Genomic DNA, 3,115 nt, shown 5'->3' with positions numbered 1-3,115 from the left:
GTCCAACTCGAAGTACCCGTTCCTGGGCGCGCTGCGCTCGGCGGCGCAGATGGTGAGCTACGAGGTCTCCATCGGCTTCGTGATCATCACCGTGATCCTGCTGGCCGGCAGCCTGAACCTGAACGACATCACGACGGCGCAGGCCGGCGGCTTCTGGCACTGGTTCATGTTCGGGGGCGGCCCGGACTGGCCGACCAATCTGCCGCTGATCCTGATCATGTTCCCGATGGGGGTGATCTTCTTCATCTCCGGGCTTGCGGAGACCAACCGGCCGCCGTTCGACCTGCCGGAAGCCGAGTCCGAACTCGTGGCCGGCTACGCGGTGGAATACGGCTCCACGCCCTACATGCTGTTCTACCTCGCCGAGACCTCGAACATCGTGCTGATGAGCGGGCTGATGGCGGTGCTGTTCCTGGGCGGCTGGCATGCGCCCTGGCCGGAGCCCTACCTGGCCAACTGGCATCCGGTGCTGGTCAGCCTGCACGGCCTGTTCTTCTACGCCGCCAAGACCTTCTTCGTGTTCTTCATGAACGCCATGGTCCGTTCGGTGGTGCCCCGCTACCGCTACGACCAGCTGATGCGCCTGGGCTGGAAGGTGTTCCTGCCGACCTCGCTCGTGGCGGTGGCCGTCGTCGCAGGCTGGCGGGTCTACACGGGATTCGGCGCATGACGCGGGGAGGGATCATCGTGGCGGCCGCACTGATGCTGTCGGCCTGCATGAGCGGGGTGGGTTCAGGCAACAGCGCCGGACTCGCGACCTACGACGACCTGAAGGCCGCGCAGCAGGCCTGCGCCACCAAAGGCGGCAAGCTGGAGCTGAAGCGCAACGGCGACGCCAGCTACCTACCCGACTACGCCTGCGAGAAGGCCAAGTGATGCTGAACCGGATCGGACAGGCCCTGCGCGGCGCGGCCCTGATGGACTTCGTCGGCGCCTTCGGGCTCGGCATGAAGCACATGATCGCGCCCAAGAAGACGGTGCAGTATCCCCACGAGCGCAACCCGCAGAGCCCGCGGTTCCGAGGGGAGCACGCCCTGCGCCGCTATCCCAACGGCGAGGAACGCTGCATCGCCTGCAAGCTGTGCGAGGCGATCTGCCCGGCGCAGGCGATCACCATCGAGGCCGAGCCGCGGGCTGACGGCTCGCGGCGGACGACGCGCTACGACATCGACATGGTGAAGTGCATCTACTGCGGCCTTTGCCAGGAGGCCTGCCCGGTGGACGCCATCGTGGAGGGGCCGAACATCGAGTTCGCGGTCGAAACCCGCGAGGAGCTCTACTACGACAAGGCGCGGCTGCTGGATAACGGCGACCGCTGGGAGCGGGAGATCGCCCGCAACATGGAACTGGACGCGCCGTACCGATGAGCCTGATCGCGATCGCATTCTACCTGATGGCGGCGATCACGATCGGCGCCGGCTTCGGCGTGATCTCCGCGCGCAACCCCGTTCACTCGGTGCTGTGGCTGATCCTGTCGTTCTTCTCGGCGGCGGGACTGTTCGTGCTGATGGGCGCGGAGTTCCTGGCGATGCTGCTGGTGGTCGTCTACGTGGGCGCCGTCGCGGTGCTCTTCCTGTTCGTGGTGATGATGCTGGACGTGGACTTCACGGCCCTGCGCCAAGGGTTCGCCCGCTACATGCCGGTGGGCCTGCTGGTGGCGGTGGTTCTGGCGGCGGAGATGATCCTGGTGTCGACGACCGTGGCCGGGCAGGGCGCGGCGCGCGCCAGCCTGGGGCCCCAGGCCTCCGGCAGCGGCGTCGACGTGACCAACGCCGAGGCGATCGGGCGGGTGCTCTACACCGACTACGTCTACCTGTTCCAGGCGGCCGGCATGGTGCTGCTGGTGGCGATGATCGGGGCGATCGTGCTGACGCTGCGCCACAAGCCCGGCGTCAAGCGCCAGGTGATCATGAACCAGGTGCTGCGCACGCCGGCCACCGGCATGCGGCTGGCGAACCCGAAGCCAGGCGAAGGGATCGAAGGATGACCGTCGGTCTCGAACACTACCTGGCGGTCGCCGCGATCCTGTTTACCATCGGGGTGTTCGGCATCTTCGTGAACCGCAAGAACATCATCGTCATCCTGATGTCGGTGGAGCTGATGCTGCTCGCCGTGAACATCAACCTCGTGGCGTTCTCGGTCTATCTGGGCAATGTCGTGGGCCAGGTCTTCGCCATGTTCGTGCTCACCGTGGCGGCCGCCGAGGCCGCCGTGGGCCTGGCCATCCTGGTCACCTTCTTCCGCAACCGCGGCGACATCGCCGTGGACGACGCCTCCGTGATGAAGGGCTGAGCCGCCGTGGATCCCAAGCTCCTCGTCACGATCATCCTGTTCGGCCCGCTGATCGGCGCGGCCGTGGCGGGCCTGTTCGGCCGACGCATCGGCGACACCGCCTCCATGGCGGTCACTACCGGCTTCCTGATGCTGTCGGCCTTCCTTTCATGGGTGGTGTTCGCCCAGTGGACGGCGGGCGGCATCCAGCCCTTCACCCTGACCTACGCGCCGTTCATCCACGTGGGCGACTTCGTCTCCAATTGGAGCTTCCGCCTGGACGGCCTGTCGGCGGTGATGCTGGTCGTGGTGACGACCGTTTCGAGCCTCGTGCACCTCTACTCGTGGGGGTACATGGCGGAGGACCCCAGCAAGCCGCGGTTCTTCAGCTACCTGTCCCTGTTCACCTTCGCGATGCTGGCGCTGATCAGCGCCGCGGACTTCATGCAGCTGTTCTTCGGCTGGGAAGGCGTGGGGCTGGCGAGCTACCTGCTGATCGGCTTCTGGTTCCACAAGCCCACTGCCAACGCCGCGGCGATCAAGGCGTTCGTGGTCAACCGGGTGGGCGACTTCGGCTTCGCGCTGGGGATCATGACGGTGTTCTGGGCCTATGGGTCCATCGAGTTCGCCAAGGTGTTTCCGCAGATCGCCGGCTCCGTCGGCCGGGGCTGGGACTTCGCGGGCGGCCATTTCGCGCTCGTCGACCTGGCCTGCGCGCTGCTGTTCGTGGGCGCCATGGGCAAGTCGGCGCAGTTCTTCCTGCACACCTGGCTGCCGGACGCCATGGAGGGCCCGACGCCGGTCTCCGCGCTCATCCACGCCGCCACCATGGTGACCGCCGGCG

Annotated in this window: 6 protein-coding genes; all 6 read left to right on the top strand. The window is 66.7% G+C overall.

The features are described 5' to 3' along the window. Positions 1-670: NADH-quinone oxidoreductase subunit H (locus QZV94_RS24175; RefSeq protein ID WP_293682905.1), on the top strand; the 670-nt coding region annotated here is incomplete at its 5' end. Continuing rightward, positions 667-876, top strand: coding sequence for a hypothetical protein (locus tag QZV94_RS24170; RefSeq protein ID WP_293682903.1), 210 nt, complete (start codon positions 667-669; stop codon positions 874-876). The genes QZV94_RS24175 and QZV94_RS24170, both read left to right, overlap by 4 nt. Then, complete coding sequence (nuoI, locus tag QZV94_RS24165) at positions 876-1,367, top strand: NADH-quinone oxidoreductase subunit NuoI (protein WP_293682901.1); 492 nt, start codon at positions 876-878, stop codon at positions 1,365-1,367. Before QZV94_RS24170 ends, nuoI begins: the two co-directional genes overlap by 1 nt. Further along, positions 1,364-1,987: an NADH-quinone oxidoreductase subunit J gene (locus QZV94_RS24160; RefSeq protein ID WP_293682899.1), complete on the top strand. Its 624-nt coding sequence runs from the start codon at positions 1,364-1,366 to the stop codon at positions 1,985-1,987. The genes nuoI and QZV94_RS24160 overlap by 4 nt, the downstream gene beginning before the upstream one ends. Next, the gene (gene nuoK / locus QZV94_RS24155; protein WP_293682897.1) at positions 1,984-2,292 is read left to right on the top strand and encodes an NADH-quinone oxidoreductase subunit NuoK; all 309 of its coding nucleotides are present in this window, start codon (positions 1,984-1,986) and stop codon (positions 2,290-2,292) included. Before QZV94_RS24160 ends, nuoK begins: the two co-directional genes overlap by 4 nt. Before the next feature lie 6 nt (positions 2,293-2,298). Continuing rightward, a partial coding sequence (locus QZV94_RS24150) for a proton-conducting transporter membrane subunit (RefSeq protein ID WP_293682895.1) occupies positions 2,299-3,115 on the top strand: 817 nt, incomplete at its 3' end.

It is taken from the genome of uncultured Phenylobacterium sp., assembly GCF_902826855.1.
Classification (GTDB): domain Bacteria; phylum Pseudomonadota; class Alphaproteobacteria; order Caulobacterales; family Caulobacteraceae; genus Phenylobacterium.
This window is presented reverse-complemented; position numbering and strand designations above follow the sequence as displayed.